This window comes from Demequina litoralis, assembly GCF_030418455.1.
GTDB classification, from domain to species: Bacteria; Actinomycetota; Actinomycetes; order Actinomycetales; family Demequinaceae; genus Demequina; species Demequina litoralis.
In genome coordinates this window covers 96,964-118,543 of record NZ_JAUHPW010000002.1, presented here as the reverse complement: position 1 = coordinate 118,543, position 21,580 = coordinate 96,964, and the positions used below count along the sequence as shown (strand labels likewise).

Sequence of the window (21,580 nt, the reverse complement as noted above, 5' to 3'; positions counted from 1 at the left end):
CCATGGCCATGCGGCTCGCCGCGGACCATGTCCGCGTCTCCGTGCCCGCGACGGCCGGGAACCTGGGACCCGGCTTCGACGCGCTGGGCATGGCGCTGGGCCTGGTCGACGACCTCGAGGTGCGCGCCGTCGCATCGTCCTCCGTGGAGGTCGAGATCGAGGGCGAGGGTGCCGGCTCCCTGCCGCGCGACGAGTCCCACCTCGTGGTGCAGGCGCTGCGTGCGGCGCTCGACCACGTGGGCGCGTCGCAGACCGGCCTGTCGATCCGCGCGGTCAACCGCATCCCGCACGGCCGCGGCCTCGGCTCGTCGGCGGCGGCCGTCGTCGCGGGCATCGTCGCGGCCCGGTCGCTCATCGCGGAGCCCGAGGCGCTGCCGGCCTCCGAGGTGCTGACGCTCGCCAACGCGTTCGAGGGCCACCCCGACAACGCGGCGCCCGCGATCTACGGCGGCGCCACCGTCGCGTGGAAGGACGCGGCGGGCGTGCATGCCCGCCCGCTGATCGTGTCCGACGAGATCGAGACGGCCGTGCTCGTGCCGGGATCGACCCTCCCGACCAAGGAGGCCCGCGCCGTCCTGCCCGCGAAGGTGCCGCACGTGGACGCGGCGTTCAACGTGGGCCGCGCCGCGCTGCTGGTGAACTCGCTGGCCGGCCGTCCCGAGGACCTCCTCGCGGCGACCGAGGACAAGCTCCACCAGGGCTACCGCGCCGACGTGCTCGGCCCCGCGACCGCGATGGTGCGGGAGCTGCGCTCGCGCGGGCTGGCGGCGGTGGTCTCGGGTGCGGGCCCGTCGGTGCTCGTGCTCGGCACGGGCCTGGAGGAGGCGGGCCTGGGCACCGGGCTGCTGTCGTGGGCCGAGGGCATCGGCGGCGACCGCTGGCACTGCATCCACACGCGCGAGCGCGTGCCCGGCGCGACCGGCGTGCGGCTCTAGCTACGCCGTCTGGTCCTCCTCGGGCTCCCCGGAGTCCTCCGCCTCCACGGCCGCGGCCCACTCCTGCGACGGCGAGGCTTGCCCGAGCCCGGGGCCGTACTCGTCGATCACCAGGGTCTCGGTCGGGGCGCTCGCGTCGACGTCGTCATCGGCCTCGTCCCACACCTCGGGCTCTGCCGTCGGCTGCGGATGCGCGAGCGTGACCGCGGCGAGGGAGCCGGTGGCGGGGCTGAGCTCGCCGATGCCCTCGGGAAGCGTGCCCTCCTTGCGTGCGACCCGGAACGCGCGCCGCATCTTGAGCTCGTACGCATGCTTGCGGGGCTGCGGCACGCTCACGTGGAACACCTGCCCGGACAGCCGGATCAGCACGGCGACGGCGGTCGACAGCACGAGCGTGACGATCGGCTCGGTCGGGCGGGCGAGCAGCACGTACGCGACGCCCGCGCCGAGGCCCGCGACCGCGTTCGGCGGGCCCATGTACATGATCGACGACGGCCTGCCCTGGAGCACGTCGCACAGCATCAGCCCGCCGACGGACGCGATCATGCCGATCACGATCGCTGGCAGCCAGCGCACCCCGGTGAGCAGCGCGGTGTTGACGCCGACGACGGCGAACACGCCGATGATGATCGAGTCGAGCCACCACAGCAGCTGGCCCAGCTTGCGCAGGTAGTAGAGGAACAGCATGCCGATGCCGGCCGCGACGCCGGCGGCGACGAAGTACGACGGGTCGCGCAGCGACTGCGGGGGGAGGCGTCCGAGCAGGATGTCGCGGATGATCGCGCCGCCGAAGCCCATGGCGGCGGAGAGCGTGAGGACCCCGACGAGGTCGGTGTGCTCGTCCTCGCCGGCGCGGATCGCCCCGCCGAGCGCGCCGATGAACACGGCGGCGACGTAGATCCACTGGGGCATGTCGATGAGATCTGCTGCGACGATCACGGCACGAGCCTACGGGCGCGGCCCTAGGCTCGTCGCATGGGATCAGGCAGACCGGCGATCGTTCCGCCCGGGAAGGCGTTGCGGCTGGCAGCCGTCGTGGTGGCGGTCCTCGTCGCCGTGGCGGTCGCGGTCGGATGGGCGGCCGGCGTCGGCGCCGGTGTCGGCGCGGCCCTGGGCGGCCTCACCGTCGTGATGGTGTCGCTGATGAGCGGGCCGCGCTGGCATGCGATGGCTCTCGGGCTCGCGATCGCCGTGCTGGCGGCGCTCGCGACGCTCGCGAGGGACGATGCGCTGTTGCTGGGCCTCCTCACGGCGGCCTCGGCCGCGGTGACCCTCCCGGTGGTGCTGCGCTACGGCCCGGTGGCCGGCACGGCGCCGGTGGTGCTCGCGGTCGCCGGCACCGCGGCAGCCGACATCGGGCCGTGGGCGGCGATGGTCGGCGTCGCGGCCGCCGCCGTCGGGGTGCCGCTGGCGCTCGCGGCGCTCGGGCTCGCGCGCCTGCCGGCCGCGGCGCTGCCGCGGCGCACCGGCCTCGTCTACGTGGCCGCCCTGGCCGCCGGTTCGGGGGTCGCGATCGGGATCGGGCGCGCGCTCGAGCTCGAGCACGCGCTGTGGCTCGTGGTCGCCCTCAGCGCGGTGCTGGTGCCCGTCCGCGGCGAGACCACGGCGCGTGCGCGGCGGCGGGTGGTCGGCACGGTGGTCGGCACGCTCGCGGGCGCCGTGCTGTCGTCGGTGCTGCCGGCCTGGCTGGCGATCGCGCTCGCCGTCGCCGCGGCCGTCGGCGGGCTCGCGTGGAGCATCGCCAAGGACGAGATCCGCGGCGCGGCGTTCACCGCCGCCGTCATCGTCCTCCTGGCCGGAGCCGCCTCGCCGGCGGGCGCATGGGACGCCGCCCTCCAGCGCATCGGCCTCACGGTCGTGGGCGTCGTGCTGGCGGTCGGCCTGGCGCTGCTCATCGCGCGTCTCGAGCGGGACCGCGAGGCGGCGTGAGCATCCGTCCGGCGACCGCCGCGGACCACGCCGCGATCGCCCGGATCTGCCTGCTCACCGGCGCCCAGGGGGACGATGCGACGGGCCGCTTCGGCGACGACACCGTGCTCGCGGACGTCTACGCCACGCCGTACCTCCGCGGGCCGGGCGGCTTCTGCCTCGTCTGGGACGACGGGGGCGAGGCGCGCGGCTACGTGCTCGGCACGTCCGACACCGCGGTGTTCCAGCGGTGGTTCGTCGACGACTGGTGGCCGCGGGTCGGCCCGACGCACGCGGAGCGCACCCCCGACGACGCGTGGCTGCTCCCGTCCGCCGGGGACCCGTCGCGCATGCTGACCCCGCGGCTCGATCTCTTCCCCGCCCACCTCCACATCGACCTGCTGCCGGACCAGCAGGGCCGGGGCGCCGGCCGGGCGCTGATCGAGGCCGCATGCGCCCTGCTCGCCGGCAGGGGCGTCGCCGGAGTGCACCTCGTCGCCGAGCGCGCCAACGCGGGGGCGCAGGCCTTCTACCCGCGGGTGGGCTTCGAGGCCGTCGGAGGGGACGATGCGACGGTCACCTTCGCGCGCCGGCTGGCACCGCCACCGCTTGCGGAGTGAGTGCTCACTCACTTACGGTGGCGGGGTGAGCGCGAAGACCGGCCGGGCCCGCCCGATGTCCCCCGAGGCGCGGCGCGAGCAGATCCTCGACGCGGCGGTCCCGCTGCTGCTCGAGCGCGGCGCCGAGGTCACCACGCGCGAGCTCGCGGACGCCGCCGGGATCGCCGAGGGCACCGTGTTCCGGGCCTTCCCCGACAAGGACGCGCTCATCGACGCGGCGATCGCCCGCGTGATGGACCCCACCGAGATCCTCGCCTTCCTCGACGGCGTGGACCCCGCCCTGAGCCTCGAGGCCAAGATCGAGGTCATCGTCAGCGCGCTCCACGGCCGCGTGTCGGGGGTGGTGCGCTTCATGACGGCGCTCGGTCCGCGCGAGCACGCGCGGCACACGGGGTCCGACGGCCACGGCCACCGCAAGCCGCCGCTCGCCGAGGCGACCGGCGTCGTCGAGCGGCTGCTCGCCCCGGACGCGGCCCGGCTGCGCGTCCCCGTCGCGACAGCCGTCGATTATCTGCGCATCCTGGTGTTCGGCACCACGATGCCGTTCCTCACCACCGGAGGTGCCTCGGATCCGTCCGAGCTCGCCGACTTCATCCTGCACGGCATCGCCAAGGAAGGGGACTGATCCCTATGCTCTGGAGGCTGCTCGTCGCCTCGGTCCGGCCGTACTGGCCCCTGCTCGCCGGCGTGGTCGTGTTCCAGTGCGCCCAGGCCATCGTCAACCTCTACCTGCCGACGCTCAACGCCGACATCATCGACAAGGGCGTCGCCACCGGTGACACGGACTACATCTGGCGCATGGGCGGGTGGATGCTCGCGCTGTCGTTCGTCGGGCTCGTGTGCACGATCACCGCCGTCTACTTCGGCGCGAAGCTCGCGATGCGGGTCGGACGGGACCTGCGTCGGGACGTGTTCGGACGGGTCGCGACGTACTCCGAGGCCGAGGTGCAGCGCTTCGGTGCGCCGTCGCTCATCACCCGCACCACCAACGACGTCCAGCAGGTCCAGATGCTCGTGGTGATGACATGCACCATGTTCATGACCACGCCCTTCACCCTCATCGGCGGCATCGCGCTCGCGATCGAGCAGGACCCCGAGCTCAGCTGGATCATGGCGGTCGCCATCCCGCTGCTCGTCGTCATCGTGCTCCTCATCGTGTGGCGCATGGTGCCGCACTTCCGCCGCATGCAGACGCGCATCGACGGCATCAACCGCGTCCTGCGCGAGCAGCTCACCGGCATCCGGGTGGTGCGCGCGTTCGTGCGCGAGCCCGTCGAGGAGGAGCGCTTCGCCGACGCCAACGCGCTCGTGACGGAGTCCGCGCTCAAGGCCGGCCGGCTCATGGCGGCGATGTTCCCCCTGGTGCTGTTCGTCGTGAACGCCGGCTCGGCGGCGGTGATCTGGTTCGGCGGCTACCGGATCGACGCGGGGGAGATGCAGGTCGGCGCCCTCACCGCGTTCCTCAGCTACCTCGCCCAGATCCTCTTCTCGGTGGTGATGGCCACGTTCCTGTTCGTCCTCGTCCCGCGTGCCGCGGTCGCCGCGGACCGCATCGGCGAGGTGCTCGGCACCGAGAGCACGGTGCAGGGGGACGATGCGGCGGCCCCGGTCCCCTCGACCGGCGAGGTGGTCTTCGACCGGGTGACGTTCACCTACCCGGGCGCCGAGCAGCCGGTGCTGTCGGACATCTCGTTCACGGCGCGGCGCGGCACGACCACCGCGATCATCGGCTCCACCGGCGCGGGCAAGACCACGCTCATCAGCCTCATCCCGCGGCTCCACGACGTGAGCGAGGGCTCGGTCACCGTCGGCGGGCTCGACGTGCGGCGAGCGGACCTCGAGTCCCTGTGGTCGCGCATCGGCCTGGTGCCCCAGCGGCCCTACCTGTTCGCGGGCACGGTCGGCTCCAACCTGCGTTACGGCCGCGAGGAGGCCACGGACGAGGAGCTGTGGTCGGCGCTCGCGATCGCGCAGGGCGAGGACTTCGTCCGTGCGATGCCGGACCAGCTCGACACGCCGGTCGCGCAGGGCGGCACCACGGTGTCGGGCGGCCAGCGCCAGCGCCTGTCGATCGCCCGCGCGCTCGTGCGCGAGCCCGACGTGCTGATCTTCGACGACTCGTTCTCGGCGCTCGACACCGCCACCGACGCGCGGCTCCGCGCCGCGCTCGCGCGCGACGTCACCGATGCGACCGTGATCGTGGTGGCCCAGCGGGTCTCGAGCATCGTCGATGCGGACCTGATCCTGGTGATGGAGGACGGACGCATCGTCGATCGCGGCACGCATGCGCAGCTGCTCGAGACGTCGCCCACCTACCAGGAGATCGTCAGTACCCAGATGCGGGCCGAGGAGGTGGCCGGATGAGCGACAACGCCACCGCGGAGAAGCGGGACGCGCCGAAGCCTCCGCCGCGTCAGCACGGCCCCGGGGGGCCCGGGATGGGCGCCCCGAGCGAGAAGGCGGGCAACTTCGTCGAGTCCGGCAAGCGGCTCGCCGGGCTGCTGAGGCCCGAGATCGCCCTGGTCGTCGTCGTCGCCTTCCTCGGTGTCGGCTCCGTCGCGCTGTCCGTCGTCGGCCCCAAGATCCTCGGCAACGCGACCACCGTGATCTTCGAGGGGTTCCTCGCGGGCGGCGTGGACTTCCCCAAGCTCCACGGCATCCTCCTGTGGGTCGTGCTCATCTACATCGGCTCGACGGTGCTGGGCCTCCTCCAGGGGTTCATCCTCAACGGCGTGACGCAGCGCACCATGTACCGCCTGCGCCAGGACGTCGAGGACAAGATCCACCGGCTGCCGCTCAGCTACTTCGACCGCCACCAGCGCGGCGACCTCCTCAGCCGCGTCACCAACGACATCGACAACATCGCGCAGACGTTCCAGCAGACGCTGAGCCAGATCTTCACCTCGGTGCTCACCGTGATCGGCATCCTCATCATGATGTTCTCGATCTCGTGGGGGCTCGCGCTCGTCGCGCTCGTCTCCATCCCCCTCACCACCGTGATCGTCGCGCTCGTCGCGAAGCGCTCGCAGCCCAAGTTCGTCGCGCAGTGGAGGCACACCGGCGACCTCAACTCGCAGATCGAGGAGGCCTACACCGGGCACACGCTCGTCAAGGTCTTCGGCCGCGGCCGCGAGTCGCGCGAGGAGTTCGCGCGCAAGAACGAGCAGCTCTACGAGGCCAGCTTCGGCGCGCAGTTCATCTCCGGCATCATCATGCCCTCGGCGATGTTCATCGGGAACCTCGTCTACGTGGCCATCGCGGTCGTCGGCGGCCTGCGCGTGGCGAACGGCACCATGACGCTCGGCGACGTCCAGGCCTTCATCCAGTACTCGCGGCAGTTCCAGCAGCCGGTGAGCCAGCTCGGCTCCATGGCGAACCTGCTGCAGTCGGGCGTGGCGAGCGCCGAGCGCGTGTTCGAGCTGCTCGACGCCGAGGAGCAGGGCGCGGACCCGGAGCCGGCCGAGAGCCCCGTGGACGACCACGGCCGCCTCGTGTTCGAGGACGTGTCGTTCCGCTACGTCGAGGACAAGCCGCTCATCGACAACCTCGACCTGGTGGTCGAGCCCGGCCGCACGGTCGCGATCGTGGGGCCGACCGGCGCGGGCAAGACCACGCTGGTCAACCTCGTCATGCGCTTCTACGAGCTCACCAGCGGCCGCATCACGCTCGACGGCACGGACACCGCCGCGATGACCCGCCAGGACCTGCGCTCGCGCACCGGCATGGTGCTGCAGGACACGTGGCTGTTCGGCGGCACCATCCGCGACAACATCGCGTACGGCCGCACGGACGCCACCGAGGAGGAGATCCTCGCCGCGGCGAAGGCGGCCTACGTGGACCGCTTCGTGCACTCGCTGCCCGACGGCTACGACACCGTGCTGGACGACGACGCGACCAACCTCTCGGCCGGAGAGCGCCAGCTCGTCACGATCGCCCGCGCGTTCGTGGCGCAGCCGCAGGTGCTCATCCTCGACGAGGCGACCTCGTCGGTGGACACCCGCACCGAGCTGCTGGTCCAGCGCGCGATGGCCAAGCTGCGCCAGGACCGCACCGCCTTCGTCATCGCCCACCGCCTGTCGACCATCCGCGACGCGGACCTCATCCTGGTGATGGAGAACGGCAGCATCGTCGAGCAGGGGAACCACGGGGAGCTCCTCAAGGCCAAGGGCGCGTACGCGCGGCTGTACGAGGCGCAGTTCGCGGCGCCGCTCGAGGAGGTCGAGCCGCCGATCGACCCGGTGGACCCGACCACCGGCGAGCTCGTGACCGTCTTCGACGATCCGTCGGTGCCGCACCCGGGCGCCCCGCCGCATCGCGGCGAGGAGCTGGACGACGCGGGCGTGGACCGGATCTGACGCGCGCCCCGTCGCCCTCGGCCGTAGGGTGGTGGGGCGGGTCCGGACCGCCGTGGGACGCCCGCGTGGGAGGCGACCATGGAGCTCGAGATCGTCGAGGTCGACCCGCTCCCGGTGGCGTCCGTCGCCCGACGGGCGCCCATGGAGGAGATCGGGCCGGCCATGGCGGACGGCTTCGGCGCCGTGATGACGGCGATCGACCGCCGGGGTCTCACCCCCGCGGGACCGCCGCTCACGTGGTACCCCGAGTCGATGGTCGAGGGGGAGCCGCTGCTCATGGTGGTCGCGGTGCCGATCGATCCCGACGTCGCCGAGCTCGAGGGCGCGGACGTGCAGACCCTGCCGGGCAGGACGGTCGCGACCGCGACGCACGTGGGGCCGTACGCGGGGCTCGGCGCGACCTACCAGGCGATCTGGGCCGCGATCGGCGAGCAGGGCCTGCAGATCGCCGGCGGCCCGCGCGAGATCTACCTCGACGACCCCGACGTGACGCCGGAGGCCGAGCTGCGGACGCGCATCGAGTTCCCGGTCGGTTCCTGAGGCGAGCCGCTCGGCGTCAGGTCTCGGGCGACTCGAGGTGCTCGGAGTCGAAGTCGTACGCGGGGATGAACTCGAGGTCGATCAGGGAGACGTCGAGCCCCTCGCCCGCCATCGCGTCGTAGACCGCGGCGACGTCCGGCAGCGGCGGCGCACCCTTGACGATCACCAGGATGCGGCTGGCCTCGCGCGGATCGATCGACACGATCGACCAGCGCGTGCCCTCGGTCGCCTCCTCGACGAACGCGGTCACCCGCGCCATGCGCGTGCGGTCCTCGATGGTCTTGAGCGACGAGTACGTCAGCGGCACCGACACCGCCAGCAGCAGCAGGATGGTCGTGAGGTAGCTGCGTGCGCGCCGGCGTCGCTCCGCCTCCTTGTCGTCCGCCAGCTCGATCCGCAGCTTCGCGTAGCCGTAGATGGCCATGACGACCGACCCGGTCGCGAGGATCGCGGCGACGTTGGTGGTGAACAGCAGCATCGCGCCCGCCGCCTGGGAGACGTGCCCCGACTCCAGGGTGAGCCCGACCACGGCGAGGGGCGGCACGAGCGAGATCGCGATGGCGACCCCGGGCAGGGTGTCGGAGATGTCGGAGCGCAGCAGCGCGATCGAGCCCACGATGCCCGTCGCGAGCGCCGCGAGCAGGTCGACCACCTTCGGCGAGACCCGGCCGGCGACCTGGGCGTTGGTGGCCGCGGAGATGTCCTGGATCAGCACCAGGCCGAACAGGAAGCCGATCGCGATGACGGCGGCCACGCCCGCGACCATGATGACGACCGACCGGCTGAGGTTGCGACGGTCGCCCAGCACCGTCGCGAGCATCGTGCCCTGGATGGGGCGCATGAGCGGGGCGACGATCATCGCGCCGATCACGGTCGCCGTGGAGTCCGCGACGACGCCGGCGGTCGCGATGATCGACGCGAGGATGAGCAGCAGCCAGAAGCGCGTGTGCTGGGCTCGGACGCGCTCGCCGTCGAAGAAGACGGCCTCCCGCATGTAGTCGACGGAGTTGAGCCTCGCGCCGCGGCGCGACTCGCGAGGTGCCGACGCCGCGGAGGTCACCCGAGGAGCTTCGCCTTGGCGGCCGCGAACTCGGCGTCGGAGAGGATGCCGGCCTCCTTCATCTGCGCGAGCTTCTGCAGCTCGCCCATGAGGTCGCCCCCGCCGCCCGCCGGCGCCGCCTCCACCTGGGCCGGCGCCTGCTGCTGCTGGAGCTGCGCGAGCTCCGCCTGCATCGCCGCCATCTGCGCCTGCGACTGCTGCGCCTGGTAGGCCTGCTGGTCCGCGGCGTACTGCTCCTGCTGGGCCTGCTGCTCCTGCGCGCTCCAGCGCTGGTTCTGCCGGCGCGAGACGCGCCCGCCCACCGCCTGCGCGGTGCCGGCGATGACCGCCGTCCGCGCCATCGTGCCCACCAGTCCCGGTCGTCCCATCCTGCGCATCGTCCCGCTCCTCCCTATGCCTCGGCGCGCACGGCGTCGAGGACCTCCTGGACCACCGGGCCCGGCACCCGGACGGTGTCGAGCAGCTCGCCGCCGGCCGCGGCGATCGCGTCCCGCAGCGGCACCACCCACGAGTGCTCGAAGCACAGGATCGCGGCGGACGCGCCCGGCGGCAGCGAATCGGCGAGGATCTCGGCGTCCTCGTCGTTGAGCAGCCCGTCGAGACGCGCGAGCAGCTCGCTCAGGGCGGTCACCTCCGGGTCGTCCGTGATCTCGGCGAGCTCGAGGATCTCGACGTCCCCCGCATCGTCCTTGTGCACGACGATGGCGTCGACGATCGAGATCACCCCCGTCTCGACGAGCTTCTTGATCTCCGCGAGGATCGAGCCGTCGAAGCGGCTCTCCGCGAAGGCGATGGTGACGATCTCGACGGGACCGATCATGGCGCTGCTCCTTGGCTCGAAGGCGGGGCCTGGGACGCCCGCGCGCCCCCTCCTCGCAGGCTAGGCCCGCCGCAGGGGACCGGCAACAGGAACGAGGGACGATGCGGCGGCACCCGGTGTCGCGGACGTGACGCGCGTCACCACCAGGGGTGATTGTTCCGTGAAGCCTGCGGTGATAACCTGGTCGCGCTTCCCCCGGAACGGCGCTCAGCGCCCCGGACGAACGCTATCCACGTTGCAGGCGTCTGCCGACGATGCCCGTCAGCCGTACCCACGTGGACGATCTCGCACTTCTGGAGCCACAGGGGCTCGTGCGAGGAAAGGACAGTACGTGACAGACACGACCGTGGCGCCCGACCAGACCGCCACCCTCACCGCGATGAAGCTTCCGCAGCTCCAGGCGCTCGCCGCCGAGCTCGGCGTCTCCGGCACCGCGCGCATGCGCAAGAAGGACCTGGTCGAGGCCATCAAGAACGGCGGCGTCGTGCCCGCCAAGGAGCCGAGCGCCGAGAAGGCCGGCAGCACCGACGACAAGCCCGCGGCAGACAAGCCCGCGGCAGACAAGCCCAAGGCCGCGCGTCAGCCGCGCCGCCGCGCCGAGGCGCCCCAGGCGGCCCCCGCGGAGGCCGCCGAGTCCGAGGACGCCGAGTCCCGCGCGCGCCGCGCCAAGGAGGCCGTCAGCCTCGACCTGGCCCGCGACTCGAAGGACGGCGCCGCCGACAGGTCGGAGGGCGAGGACGCCGAGTCCCGCGCGCGCCGCGCCAAGGAGGCCGTCAGCCTCGACCTGCCCCGCGGCGAGCGCCAGCAGCGCGACCGCGCCGAGGGCTCGCAGCAGGGCGGCGAGCGTCGCCAGCAGGGCGCGCAGCAGGGTGCACAGCAGGGCGCTCAGCAGGACCGCGACCAGCAGGCGCAGGACGACGACGAGCGCGGCAGCCGCCGCCGCCGTGGCCGTGGCCGTGGCCGCGGGCGCGGCCGCGAGCGCGACGTGGTCGAGGGCGCCCCGACGCAGCAGCTCGACGACGACGACATCCGCGACGACGAGGAGCTGACCCCGGTCGGCGGCATCGTCGACATCCTCGACAACTACGCCTTCATCCGCACCACCGGGTACCTCCCTGGCAAGTCGGACGTGTACGTGTCGATGAACCAGATCAAGAAGTACGGCCTGCGCAAGGGCGACGCCATCACCGGCACCGTGCGCCCGCCCCGCCCGGGCGAGCGCGGCCAGCGCCAGAAGTTCAACGCGCTCGCGGGCGTCGACAAGGTCAACGGCCAGGTCCCCGACGAGGCGCGCAACCGCCCCGCGTTCGGCGACCTCACGCCGCTGTACCCGCAGCACCGCCTCCACCTCGAGACCGAGCCGCGGAACATGACCAACCGCGTCATCGACCTGGTGGCACCCATCGGCAAGGGCCAGCGCGGCCTCATCGTCTCGCCGCCCAAGGCCGGCAAGACGCTCGTGCTGCAGTCGATCGCCAACGCGATCACCACGAACAACCCCGAGGTCCACCTCATGGTCGTGCTCGTCGACGAGCGCCCCGAGGAGGTCACGGACATGCAGCGCACGGTCAAGGGCGAGGTCATCGCCTCGACCTTCGACCGTCCGGCCGACGACCACACCACGGTCGCCGAGCTTGCGATCGAGCGCGCCAAGCGCCTCGTCGAGATGGGCCACGACGTCGTCGTGCTGCTCGACTCGATCACCCGCCTCGGCCGCGCATACAACATCTCCGCGCCGGCTTCGGGCCGCATCCTCTCGGGCGGCGTCGACTCGTCGGCGCTCTACCCGCCCAAGCGCTTCTTCGGCGCCGCGCGCAACATCGAGAACGGCGGCTCGCTCACCATCCTCGCGACCGCGCTGGTCGAGACGGGCTCGAAGGCCGACGAGGTCATCTTCGAGGAGTTCAAGGGCACCGGCAACATGGAGCTCAAGCTGTCGCGCACGCTCGCCGACCGCCGCATCTTCCCGGCCGTCGACGTCAACGCGTCGGGCACGCGCCGCGAGGAGATCCTCATGAGCCAGGAGGAGCTCAAGGTGATGTGGAAGCTGCGCCGCGTGCTCACCGCGCTCGAGCAGCAGCAGGCCATCGAGCTGCTCCTGGGCAAGCTCAAGGAGAACAAGACCAACGCCGAGTTCCTCATGCAGGTCGCCAAGACCACGCCGGGCTCGGACGAGGAGAAGTAGCGCTCGAGCGCAGCCGGGGCCGGGTCGACCATGCGGTCGGCCCGGCCTTTCGGCGTCGTGGCCCGGCCCGGCCGCGCGAGTGGTACCAATCAGGACGTTCCGGCGCGTGAACGTAACGATTGGTACCACTGGGGCCGCGACGGGACGATGCGCGGGCACCCGGACGCGGCGACGGGACGATGCGCGGGCACCGGGAACCTGCGATGGGGCGCGGGCTTGACAGGCATGGCAGAATAGTGCGTTGGCCCCGCCTGCGGACGGGGTCCACGGTTGCCGGTTCACCGACGCGAGGGACGTGTCGGACCCGGTGGCGAACTAAGGGAGATCATGAAGAAGGACATCCACCCCGAGTACGTGGCCACCACTGTCACGTGCACCTGCGGTAGCACGTTCGAGACCAAGTCCACCGTGAAGGCCGGCGCGATCAGCGTCGAGGTCTGCTCGGCCTGCCACCCGTTCTACACGGGCAAGCAGAAGATCATGGACACCGGTGGTCGCGTGGCGCGCTTCGAGCGCCGCTACGGCAACAAGAAGTAACGCGTCCGACGACGTGGCCGAAGCCTTCGCAGCCGTCCAGCCCATGCTGGACGAGTACGCCGACATCGAGAACCAGCTCGCCGACCCCGCCGTTCACGCGGATGGGGGCCGGGCGCGCACTCTCGGGCGTCGCTTCGCGGAGCTCGGCCGCGTCGTCGCCGCGCATCGTGCCTGGAAGTCCGCCCAGGACGATCTCGAGGCCGCCACGGAGCTGGCGGAGCTCGACCCCGAGATGGCCGCGGAGATCCCGGCCCTCGAAGGCGCCGTCGAGGAGGCCACCGAGCACCTCCGGCGCATCCTCATCCCGCGCGACCCTGACGACGCGCGCGACGTGATCCTCGAGATCAAGTCGGGTGAGGGCGGCGAGGAGTCCGCGCTGTTCGCGGGCGACCTGCTGAAGATGTACCTCAAGTTCGCCGAGGCCAAGGGCTGGAAGGCCGAGGTCCTCGAGGCCGTGCACACCGACATGGGCGGGTACAAGGACGTCTCCGTCGCCGTCAAGGCGCGCGGCTCCGTCGAGCCCGAGGACGGCGTGTGGGCCCAGCTCAAGTACGAGGGCGGCGTGCACCGCGTGCAGCGCGTGCCCGCGACCGAGTCGCAGGGCCGCATCCACACCTCCGCCGCCGGCGTGCTCGTCTACCCGGAGGTCGAGGAGGTCTCCGAGGTCGAGATCGACATGAACGAGGTGCGCGTCGACGTGTACCGCTCGTCGGGCCCCGGCGGCCAGTCGGTCAACACCACGGACTCCGCGGTGCGCCTCACGCACCTGCCCACGGGCATCGTGGTGAGCTGCCAGAACGAGAAGAGCCAGCTGCAGAACAAGGAGTCGGCGCTGCGCATCCTGCGCGCCCGCCTCCTGGCCGCGCAGAAGGAGGCCGCCGAGGCCGAGGCCCAGGACATGCGCAAGTCGCAGATCCGCACGGTCGACCGCTCGGAGCGCATCCGCACCTACAACTTCCCCGAGAACCGCATCGCGGACCACCGCACGGGGTACAAGTCGTACAACCTCGACCAGGTGCTCGCGGGCGACCTGCAGCCGGTCATCCAGTCCGCGATCGACGCGGACGAGGCCGCGCGCCTGTCCGCGGCCGAGTAAAGCTCTAGACTCCGAGCGTGCCCACCGTAGGAACGCGTCTGCGCGCGACCACCCAGCGCCTCGCCGAGGCCGGCGTGCCGTCGCCGTATCACGATGCGATCGTGCTGATCGCGCACACGCTCGGCCTCGAGCCGTCGTACATCCGCACGGCCGCCGCGCGCGACGACGAGTGGCCCCCGGGTGCCGACCTCGACCTGCTCGAGGCGCGCGTCACCCGCCGCGTCGACCGCGAGCCGCTCCAGCACATCACCGGCAAGGCGTACTTCCGTTCGCTCGAGCTGCAGGTGGGGCCGGGCGTCTTCATCCCGCGGCCCGAGACCGAGGTGGTCGCGGGCGTGGCCATCGCGGCCGCCCGCGAGGCCCTCGAGATGCGCGGCTCGGTGCGGGTCACCGACCTGTGCGCGGGCTCCGGCGCGATCGGCATCTCCGTCGCGACCGAGGTGCCCGAGGCGCAGGTCTCGATGGTCGAGGCGAGCGAGGAGGCGCTGGTGTACCTGCGCCTCAACGCGCGCGCCCAGCCCGCCGACGTGCGCACGCGCCTGCGCTCGGTGTACGGCGACGCCCGCAACTGCCTGCGCCAGTTCGACTCGTGCGCGGACGTGGTGGTGACCAACCCGCCGTACGTCCCGATCGACGCCGTCCCGCGCGACCCCGAGGTCGCGCTCCACGACCCGCCGCAGGCGCTGTACGGGCTCGGGAACGACGGCCTCGAGGTGCCGCGCGCGATCCTCGACGAGGCGCAGCGCCTGCTGCGGGTCGGCGGCGTCGTCATCATGGAGCACGGCGACGAGCAGGGGCCCGCCCTGCGCGCGTACGCCGAGTCGTCGGAGTGGTGGGACGACGTGCGCACGCTCACCGACCTCAACGGACGCGACCGCATGCTCGTCGCGACCCGGGTGGGCGTCTGAGAGACTTGACGTCGTGATCCTCGACACCCACGACCCCGCGACCTGGGGGCCGTCGCTCGACGCCGCCGTCGACGCGGTCAACCGCGGCGCCGTCATCGTCCTGCCCACCGACACCGTCTACGGCGTGGGTGCCGACGCGTTCAGCCCGCCCTCGGTCGCGCGGCTGCTCGACGTCAAGGGCCGCGGCCGCCAGATGCCGCCGCCGGTGCTCATCCCCGACGTGCGGACCGTGGACGGGCTCGCCCGCGAGGTGTCCGAGCCGGCCCGCGCCCTCATGGAGGCGTGCTGGCCCGGTGCCCTCACCGTCATCGTCCTGTCGCAGCCGTCGCTCGCGTGGGACCTCGGCGACACGCACGGCACCGTCGCGCTGCGCGTGCCCGACCACGAGGCCGCGCTCGCGCTGCTCACCCGCACCGGGCCGCTCGCCGTGACGAGCGCCAACCGCACCGGGGAGCCGGCGGCGACCAGCGCGGCCGGCGCAGAGGAGCAGCTCGGCGACAAGGTGGCCGTCTACCTCGACGCGGGCGACAGCCCGCTCGGCGTCGCCTCCACGATCGTCGACGCGACGGGCGACCGCCTGCGCATCGTGCGCGAGGGCGGGATCTCCCGCGACCGCATCGTCGAGATCGTCGGGGAGGACGCCGTCGCAGGTGACGACGGGTGAAGGTCTACCTCACCCTCATGGCGATCGCGGCGCTCGTCACGTACGTCGCGACGCCGGCGATGCGCCACCTCGCGTTCCGCGTGGGCGCCATCACCGCGGTCCGCGCGCGCGACGTGCACACCACCCCGATCCCGCGGCTCGGCGGCATCGCGATCTTCCTGGGGCTCGCCGTCGCCGGCGTGGTCGCCTCGGCGATCCCGTTCCTGTTCCCGGTCTTCGAGGCCGGGCGGGAGGCCTGGGCCGTGCTCGGCGCCGCCGCGATCGTGTGCGCGCTCGGGATGATCGACGACATCTTCGACCTCGACTGGATGGCGAAGCTCGCGGGCCAGTTCCTCGCGGGCCTCGTGCTCGCCTCGGGCGGCGTCCAGCTCGTCACGGTGCCGATCGCCGGCGTCACCATCGGCAGCTCGTACGTCTCGCTCATCGCGACCGTGTTCGTCGTGGTGATCGCGATGAACGCGGTCAACTTCGTCGACGGCCTCGACGGCCTCGCCGCCGGCATGATCGCGATCGGCGGCCTCGCGTTCTTCACCTACACGTACATGCTGGCGCGCTCCGCGTCGCCGGGGGACTACTCGTCGCTCGCGGCGATCGTGGTGGCGCTGCTCGTGGGCGCATGCCTGGGCTTCCTGCCGCACAACGTCCATCCGGCGCGCATCTTCATGGGCGACTCGGGCTCGATGGTGCTGGGGCTCATGCTCGCGGCGGCGGCGATCATCGTCACCGGCCAGATCGACCCGGCCGTGGTCTCCGAGCGCGAGCGCATCCCCGCCTTCATCCCGATCCTGCTGCCGATCATGGTGCTGGCCGTGCCCCTCGTCGACATGACGGCGGCGGTGGTCAGACGCGCGGCGCGCGGGGACTCGCCGTTCTCGCCCGACAAGCACCACCTCCACCACCTGCTGCTGCGCCGCGGCCACTCGCACCGCTGGGCGGTGACGGTGCTGTACATCTGGACCGCGGTGCTGTCCTTCGGCACCATCTCGGTCGTCTTTCTGCCGCTGTGGGGCGCCGCGCTGGCGACCGGCATCGGGATCGCGATCGCCGCCGCCATCACCTTCTCGCCGCGCCTCGCGCGGTTCTTCTCGCGCCAGTGGCGCCGCGCGGGCCACGCGGTCTTCGCGCTCCAGCGCATCACGCCCGAGGGCAGGCAGCCGGACGATGCGGAGGCGGACCCCGCGCCCGCCGTCGCCGCCGCCCAGGGTGCCGTCGCCGCCCCGCCCGCCCCCGCATCGTCCCCCGTCACCCGCCCCGAGGAGGAGAAGTGACCGCCGAGGAGCAGCTCTACCGCCGCGCCATCCGTCTCACGTCGATCGTGCTCGCCGCGATCGCCGTCGTCGGGGGAGCGGTCGCGTGGGCCCTGGCCGGGCCCGCCGGCGCCGTGGGCGCCCTCGTGGGGGCGCTCGTCGCCGCGCTCGGGGCCGTGCCGACCCAGGTCGCGATGCTCGTCGGGCACCGGCGGCCGCCCCAGGTGATGGCAGGCATCGTCGCGTTCTCGTGGCTGGGCAAGATGCTCGTCATCGTGGTCGCGCTCCTGGTGCTCCAGGGGGTCGAATCGTTCCATCGCGAGGCGTTCGCGGCGACCGCGGTGACGGGCATCGTGGCGTCGCTCGTGGTGGACGTGGCGACGCTGCGCAAAGCGCGCATTCCGTACGCGGATCCGGGTACTTAGTCCCGCGTTCCATGCGTTAGGCTTACGGCCAGTCAACGGCGCCGGACGGTAGTCCGCGCCCAAGAAGCCATTCGCACAGGAGACTTCGTGGGGAACCTACTGGCCGCGGTCGTCAGCGCTGAAGCCGCCGACTCGGGAGAGTCCAAGAGCTACATCCAGCAGATGTTCAGCTCGGACGGCTTCCACGCCCCGTCCATCGCCGAGTTCTTCCCGCCCGCCATCTTCGGCGACGGCACCATCTACGAGTTCAACCGCATCATGCTCATCCGCGTGATCGCGGCGGTCGCGTTGCTGGCGGTCTTCTGGATCGCGGCCTCGCGCGCCAAGGTGGTCCCCAACCGTTTCCAGGGCGGCATCGAGTTCCTCCTCGACTTCGTCAAGGACCAGATCGTCGAGCCGGTCATGGGTCACGAGGGCAAGAAGTTCCTGCCCTTCCTCACGACCCTGTTCCTGTCGATCGTCGCCTTCAACATCACGGGCGTCATCCCGTTCCTCAACATCGCGGGCACGTCGCTCATCGGCCTGCCGCTCGTGATGGCGCTGTGGGTCTACGTCATGTACTTGTTCCAGGGCGTGAAGAAGCACGGCCTCGGGGGCTACCTCAAGAACAGCCTCTTCCCGCCGGGCGTGCCGTGGCCCATCTACTTCCTGCTCACGCCCATCGAGGCGCTGCAGGTGTTCATCCTCCGCCCGGCCACGCTGGCGCTGCGACTCGCCGCGAACATGATCGCGGGCCACCTGCTGCTCGTGCTGTGCTTCGCCGCGACCCAGTACTTCTTCTTCGAGGCCGCGGGCGCGATGAAGGCGATGGGAGCCGTGACCTTCGCGGCCGGCTTCGCCTTCGTCCTGTTCGAGATCTTCGTCGCCCTGCTCCAGGCGTACGTCTTCACCATGCTCTCCGCCGTGTACCTCAACATGGCGCTGGAGGAGGAGCACTAGAAAGCCTGCGGGACCAGCTCCGGTCCCGTACCAACGGAAGGAAACACACAGTGGACACCACCACTCTCGCGGAGGTCTCCGGCAACGTCGCGACCATCGGCTACGGCCTCGCGGCCGTCGGCCCCGGCATCGGCCTCGGCATCCTGATCGGCAAGACCATCGAGGGCATGGCGCGTCAGCCTGAGGTCTCGGGCCAGCTGCGCACCACGATGTTCATCGGTGTCGCGTTCGTCGAGGTGCTCGCGCTCCTCGGCCTGATCACCGGCTTCCTCTTCACGTGATGATCGCCCAGACGCTGCTTGCGGCGGCGGAGGAGCACGGCGCGGAGACCGAGGGGAACATCATCCTCCCCGCGCCGTACGACCTGCTGTGGTCGATCGTGATCTTCACGATCATCGCGGTGGTCTTCGCGCGGGTCATCCTCCCCAAGCTGCAGAAGGTGCTCGACGAGCGCGCCGAGCTCATCCAGGGCGGCATCGAGAAGGCGGAGAAGGCTCAGGCCGAGGCCGCCGCCGCCCTCGAGGAGTACACGGCTCAGCTCACCGAGGCTCGCGCCGAGGCGGCGCGCATCCGTGAGGACGCGCGCGTCGAGGCGGCCCAGATCCTGGCCGAGGCCCGTCGTCGGGCCGGCACGGACGCGGAGCGCATCGTCGAGACGGCCCAGCGCCAGATCGACGCCGAGCGCCACCAGGCCGTGGTGTCGCTGCGCACCGAGGTGGGCACGCTCGCGACCGACCTCGCGTCGCGCATCGTGGGCGAGTCGCTCGCGGACGACGCGCGCCAGCAGCGCGTGATCGACGCGTTCCTCACCGACCTCGAGTCGACGGTGAAGGCGGAGGGCTAGGCGCATGCGTGGAACGAGCCAGACGTCGCGTGACGCCGTGCTCCGTCAGTTCGAGCCCGTGGTGACGGCGAGCGGACGCGAGGGCCTGGTCCTCGCCGACCAGCTGTTCGCCGCGGTCGACGCGATCGACGCGTCGGGCTCGCTCCGCCGTGCGCTGACCGACCCCGCCCGCTCGCCCGAGGCGAAGGCCGGGCTGGTCTCCGCGGTGTTCTCGGCGTACGACGCGAGGGTCAAGGACGTCCTCGCGTCGTTCGCCGGCTCCCGCTGGTCGGCAGACGAGGACCTGGCCGAGGCGATCGACGACGCCGGCGAGCGCGCGATCTTCGCGTACTCGCAGGAGGAGGGCACGCTGGACGAGGTCCAGGAGCAGCTGTTCCGCGTCCAGCGCGAGCTGGTCGCGAACCGCGAGCTGCTCTCGGCGCTCAGCAACCGTGCCGCCACGAAGGAGGCGCGCATCGCGCTGCTCGACGGCGTGCTCGGCGGCAAGCTGCTGCCGACCACGGAGGCGCTGCTGCGCCGCGTCGTCGGCAACCCGCGCGGGCATCGCCTCATCCCGGCGATCGACGCGCTCCTCGACTCCGCCGCGGAGCACCGCGAGAAGGTCGTGGCGCACGTCACGGCCGCGGTCGAGCTCAGCGCGGACCAGCGCACCCGCCTCGCGCGCATCCTCACGGACGCGTACGGGCGCGATGTCCTCATCAACGTCGCCGTGGACCCCGAGGTCCTGGGCGGCATCCGAGTCCAGGTCGGGTCCGAGGTGGTGGACGGCACCGTGCTGTCCCGGCTCGACGAAGCACGACGACGACTTGTCGGTTGATCCCGACGCACCATTCGCCGCCACCGCGGCATTGACAGGAGAGATGGCATGGCAGAGTTGACGATCAGCCCCGACGAGATCCGGGCTGCACTCGACAGCTACGTGAAGTCCTACGAGCCCAAGGGCGCCGTGGTCGACGAGGTCGGCCGCGTGACCCTTGCGGCCGACGGCATCGCGCAGGTCGAGGGACTGCCGGGCTGCATGGCCAACGAGCTGCTGCGTTTCGAGGACGGCACGCTCGGCCTCGCGCTCAACCTCGACGTCCGCGAGATCGGCGTCGTGGTGCTCGGCGAGTTCACCGGCATCGAGGAGGGCCAGACGGTCCAGCGCACCGGCGAGGTGCTCTCGGTCGCCGTCGGCGACGGCTACCTCGGCCGCGTCGTGGACCCGCTCGGCAACCCGATCGACGGCCTCGGCGAGATCGCGACCGAGGGCCGCCGCGCCCTCGAGCTGCAGGCGCCCGGCGTCATGCAGCGCAAGTCGGTGCACGAGCCGCTGCAGACCGGCCTCAAGGCGATCGACGCGATGATCCCGATCGGCCGCGGCCAGCGCCAGCTGATCATCGGCGACCGCCAGACCGGCAAGACCGCCATCGCGATCGACACGATCATCAACCAGAAGGCGAACTGGGAGACCGGCGACCCGTCGAAGCAGGTCCGCTGCATCTACGTCGCCATCGGCCAGAAGGGCTCGACCATCGCCTCGGTGCGCGGCGCCCTCGAGGAGGCCGGCGCGCTCGAGTACACGACCATCGTCGCGGCCCCCGCGTCCGACCCGGCCGGCTTCAAGTACCTCGCGCCCTACACCGGCTCGGCCATCGGCCAGCACTGGATGTACGACGGCAAGCACGTCCTCATCATCTTCGACGACCTGTCGAAGCAGGCCGAGGCCTACCGCGCCGTGTCGCTGCTCCTGCGCCGCCCGCCGGGCCGCGAGGCGTACCCCGGCGACGTGTTCTACCTGCACTCCCGCCTGCTCGAGCGCTGCGCGAAGCTCTCGGACGAGATGGGCGCCGGCTCGATGACGGGCCTCCCGGTCATCGAGACCAAGGCGAACGACGTGTCGGCGTACATCCCGACCAACGTCATCTCCATCACGGACGGCCAGATCTTCCTCCAGTCCGACCTCTTCAATGCCAACCAGCGTCCCGCGGTGGACGTGGGCATCTCGGTGTCCCGCGTCGGCGGTTCGGCGCAGGTGAAGGCCATGAAGAAGGTCTCCGGCACGCTCAAGCTCGAGCTCGCGCAGTACCGCTCGCTCGAGGCCTTCGCGATGTTCGCGTCCGACCTCGACGCGGCCTCGCGCCAGCAGCTCACCCGCGGTGCGCGCCTCATGGAGCTGCTCAAGCAGCCCCAGTACTCCCCGTTCCCGGTGGAGGAGCAGGTCGTGTCGGTCTGGGCGGGCACCAAGGGCAAGCTCGACAAGATCGCCGTCGGTGACGTGCTGCGCTTCGAGCGGGAGCTGCTCGACCACCTGCGCCGCAACACGTCGATCCTCGACGACATCGCGTCGACGGGTCAGCTGTCGGACGAGACGGAGGCGGCGCTCGAGAAGAACGTCGACGACTACGTCTCGACCTTCCTCGAGGGCGAGAGTGTCGCGCTCACCACCGACTCGACCGTCGACGACGGCGAGGCCGTGGCGGTCGAGCAGGAGCGCATCGTCGCGGAGAAGAAGTAG

At 71.7% G+C, this 21,580-nt stretch carries 23 protein-coding genes; 19 read left to right on the top strand and 4 right to left on the bottom strand.

Features of this window, described 5'->3' with window-relative positions; translation table 11 throughout:
- The first annotated feature begins 2 nt into the window (after positions 1–2).
- A complete protein-coding gene (thrB, locus tag QQX09_RS03180) occupies positions 3–935 on the top strand; it encodes a homoserine kinase (protein WP_367307541.1) in 933 nt (310 codons plus the stop codon).
- Here the strand turns inward: thrB and QQX09_RS03175 are convergent, their stop codons facing one another.
- Positions 936–1,874: a trimeric intracellular cation channel family protein gene (locus QQX09_RS03175; RefSeq protein WP_301131268.1), complete on the bottom strand. Its 939-nt coding sequence runs from the start codon at positions 1,872–1,874 to the stop codon at positions 936–938.
- Positions 1,875–1,910: 36 nt separating this feature from the next.
- Between QQX09_RS03175 and QQX09_RS03170 the strand changes: the two genes are divergently transcribed.
- The 6 genes from QQX09_RS03170 (at position 1,911) to QQX09_RS03145 (ending at position 8,358) form a co-directional block, all read left to right on the top strand.
- Positions 1,911–2,864: an FUSC family protein gene (locus QQX09_RS03170; protein ID WP_301131267.1), complete on the top strand. Its 954-nt coding sequence runs from the start codon at positions 1,911–1,913 to the stop codon at positions 2,862–2,864.
- Complete coding sequence (locus tag QQX09_RS03165) at positions 2,861–3,463, top strand: GNAT family N-acetyltransferase (protein WP_301131266.1); 603 nt, start codon at positions 2,861–2,863, stop codon at positions 3,461–3,463. The genes QQX09_RS03170 and QQX09_RS03165 overlap by 4 nt, the downstream gene beginning before the upstream one ends.
- Before the next feature lie 25 nt (positions 3,464–3,488).
- Positions 3,489–4,088 (top strand): TetR/AcrR family transcriptional regulator, encoded by a 600-nt coding sequence (locus QQX09_RS03160; RefSeq protein WP_301131265.1) that lies wholly within the window; start codon positions 3,489–3,491, stop codon positions 4,086–4,088.
- Positions 4,089–4,093: 5 nt separating this feature from the next.
- On the top strand, positions 4,094–5,827 hold the full coding sequence (locus QQX09_RS03155; RefSeq protein WP_301131264.1) for an ABC transporter ATP-binding protein: 1,734 nt from the start codon (positions 4,094–4,096) through the stop codon (positions 5,825–5,827).
- Positions 5,824–7,818: an ABC transporter ATP-binding protein gene (locus QQX09_RS03150; protein WP_301131263.1), complete on the top strand. Its 1,995-nt coding sequence runs from the start codon at positions 5,824–5,826 to the stop codon at positions 7,816–7,818. The genes QQX09_RS03155 and QQX09_RS03150 overlap by 4 nt, the downstream gene beginning before the upstream one ends.
- A gap of 78 nt (positions 7,819–7,896) precedes the next feature.
- Positions 7,897–8,358, top strand: a complete 462-nt coding sequence (locus QQX09_RS03145; protein ID WP_301131262.1) for a GyrI-like domain-containing protein — start codon at positions 7,897–7,899, stop codon at positions 8,356–8,358.
- A gap of 16 nt (positions 8,359–8,374) precedes the next feature.
- Here QQX09_RS03145 and QQX09_RS03140 read toward each other — a convergent pair whose 3' ends face one another.
- From QQX09_RS03140 to QQX09_RS03130, 3 genes are read right to left on the bottom strand one after another with little or no spacing between them, the layout of a single operon-like run.
- Entirely contained in the window at positions 8,375–9,418 is a 1,044-nt protein-coding gene (locus QQX09_RS03140) for a TIGR00341 family protein (RefSeq protein ID WP_301131261.1), read from the bottom strand.
- Positions 9,415–9,786 (bottom strand): SHOCT domain-containing protein, encoded by a 372-nt coding sequence (locus QQX09_RS03135; RefSeq protein WP_301131260.1) that lies wholly within the window; start codon positions 9,784–9,786, stop codon positions 9,415–9,417. The genes QQX09_RS03140 and QQX09_RS03135 overlap by 4 nt, the downstream gene beginning before the upstream one ends.
- Before the next feature lie 23 nt (positions 9,787–9,809).
- Entirely contained in the window at positions 9,810–10,238 is a 429-nt protein-coding gene (locus tag QQX09_RS03130) for a DUF6325 family protein (RefSeq protein ID WP_301131259.1), read from the bottom strand.
- 379 nt (positions 10,239–10,617) lie between these two features.
- On the opposite strand from QQX09_RS03130, the gene rho reads away from it, so the two are divergent.
- The 12 genes from rho to atpA all read left to right on the top strand — a co-directional run bounded on the left by rho (position 10,618) and on the right by atpA (position 21,580).
- The gene (rho, locus tag QQX09_RS03125; protein WP_436969042.1) at positions 10,618–12,423 is read left to right on the top strand and encodes a transcription termination factor Rho; all 1,806 of its coding nucleotides are present in this window, start codon (positions 10,618–10,620) and stop codon (positions 12,421–12,423) included.
- 327 nt (positions 12,424–12,750) lie between these two features.
- Entirely contained in the window at positions 12,751–12,960 is a 210-nt protein-coding gene (gene rpmE / locus QQX09_RS03120; RefSeq protein ID WP_301131256.1) for a 50S ribosomal protein L31, read from the top strand.
- Positions 12,961–12,973: 13 nt separating this feature from the next.
- On the top strand, positions 12,974–14,056 hold the full coding sequence (prfA, locus tag QQX09_RS03115) for a peptide chain release factor 1 (RefSeq protein WP_301131254.1): 1,083 nt from the start codon (positions 12,974–12,976) through the stop codon (positions 14,054–14,056).
- Between the two features lie 17 nt (positions 14,057–14,073).
- A complete protein-coding gene (gene prmC, locus QQX09_RS03110; RefSeq protein ID WP_301131253.1) occupies positions 14,074–14,964 on the top strand; it encodes a peptide chain release factor N(5)-glutamine methyltransferase in 891 nt (296 codons plus the stop codon).
- A gap of 16 nt (positions 14,965–14,980) precedes the next feature.
- Positions 14,981–15,628: an L-threonylcarbamoyladenylate synthase gene (locus QQX09_RS03105; protein WP_301131557.1), complete on the top strand. Its 648-nt coding sequence runs from the start codon at positions 14,981–14,983 to the stop codon at positions 15,626–15,628.
- The gene (locus tag QQX09_RS03100) at positions 15,625–16,896 is read left to right on the top strand and encodes an MraY family glycosyltransferase (protein ID WP_301131251.1); all 1,272 of its coding nucleotides are present in this window, start codon (positions 15,625–15,627) and stop codon (positions 16,894–16,896) included. The genes QQX09_RS03105 and QQX09_RS03100 overlap by 4 nt, the downstream gene beginning before the upstream one ends.
- Entirely contained in the window at positions 16,893–17,300 is a 408-nt protein-coding gene (locus QQX09_RS03095; protein WP_301131249.1) for a Cg1360 family ATP-synthase-associated protein, read from the top strand. The genes QQX09_RS03100 and QQX09_RS03095 overlap by 4 nt, the downstream gene beginning before the upstream one ends.
- 162 nt (positions 17,301–17,462) lie before the next feature.
- Complete coding sequence (atpB, locus tag QQX09_RS03090) at positions 17,463–18,239, top strand: F0F1 ATP synthase subunit A (protein ID WP_301131556.1); 777 nt, start codon at positions 17,463–17,465, stop codon at positions 18,237–18,239.
- A gap of 50 nt (positions 18,240–18,289) precedes the next feature.
- Entirely contained in the window at positions 18,290–18,520 is a 231-nt protein-coding gene (locus QQX09_RS03085) for an ATP synthase F0 subunit C (RefSeq protein ID WP_062312262.1), read from the top strand.
- The gene (locus QQX09_RS03080) at positions 18,520–19,083 is read left to right on the top strand and encodes a F0F1 ATP synthase subunit B (protein ID WP_301131247.1); all 564 of its coding nucleotides are present in this window, start codon (positions 18,520–18,522) and stop codon (positions 19,081–19,083) included. Before QQX09_RS03085 ends, QQX09_RS03080 begins: the two co-directional genes overlap by 1 nt.
- A 4-nt stretch (positions 19,084–19,087) precedes the next feature.
- A complete protein-coding gene (locus QQX09_RS03075) occupies positions 19,088–19,900 on the top strand; it encodes a F0F1 ATP synthase subunit delta (protein WP_301131246.1) in 813 nt (270 codons plus the stop codon).
- Positions 19,901–19,948: 48 nt separating this feature from the next.
- On the top strand, positions 19,949–21,580 hold the full coding sequence (gene atpA, locus QQX09_RS03070) for a F0F1 ATP synthase subunit alpha (RefSeq protein WP_301131245.1): 1,632 nt from the start codon (positions 19,949–19,951) through the stop codon (positions 21,578–21,580).